Origin of the sequence: Roseovarius sp. TE539 (assembly GCF_003298505.1) — a bacterium.
In the GTDB taxonomy this organism is placed as follows: domain Bacteria; phylum Pseudomonadota; class Alphaproteobacteria; order Rhodobacterales; family Rhodobacteraceae; genus Roseovarius.
In genome coordinates this window covers 1-712 of record NZ_QNGB01000079.1, presented here as the reverse complement: position 1 = coordinate 712, position 712 = coordinate 1, and the positions used below count along the sequence as shown (strand labels likewise).

1 pseudogene is annotated in these 712 nt (G+C 67.3%); it reads right to left on the bottom strand.

Annotated features, from left to right (window positions below):
• Positions 1 to 29: 29 nt before the first annotated feature.
• Positions 30 to 712 (bottom strand): annotated as a pseudogene (tnpC, locus tag DQW77_RS17955) (IS66 family transposase); the annotation flags it as partial.

Here is a 712-nt window from a genome sequence, read left to right as displayed (position 1 = left end):
GTAAGCGCCAGCTGGCCCCCACGGGCTTTTCAGCTTGACGGCTGGAAGTTCCAGGGGAGCATGTCGTCGATGCGGTTCTGGGGGTGTCCGCGGGCGATCACCTCGAGGGTGGCCTTGAGATAGGCGAACGGGTCGACGCCGTTGATCTTTGCGGTCTCGATCAGCGACGCGATGCGGCCCCATGCCTTGCCGCCCTCGTCGTGGCCGGCGAACAAGGCGTTTTTCCGGTTGAGGGCGATGGGGCGGATCAGGTTCTCGACGCTGTTGGAGTCGATCTCGACGCGGCCGTCCTCGAGGAAGGTCTGCAGGCCGTCCCAGTGACGGTGGATATAGGTCAGCTTCTCGCCCAGCCTTGATTTCGCCGACACGCGCAGGCGCTGCTGTTGCAGCCAGTCGCCGAACTCGGCCAGGAGGGGCGCCGTTCGGGCTTGCCGGGCCGAGAGCCGTTGTCCGGGGGCGCAGCCGCGGATGTCAGCCTCGACCTTGTAGATCTCGGCGATACGCCGCAGCCCCTCGGCGGCGATCGTCACGCCGAAGGCGTGCCTCCGGCACGACGCCATCGCGGTCGAACACCTCCTTGAGCTTGCGCCGGGCGTGCGCCCAGCAATGGGCCACGCGGATCGGGTCGCCGCCCTTGCGGGAGGGGCGCGTGAGGCGATTGTAGCCAGTATACCCGTCCAGTTGGAGGATCCCGTCGAAGCCGTGCAGGAAG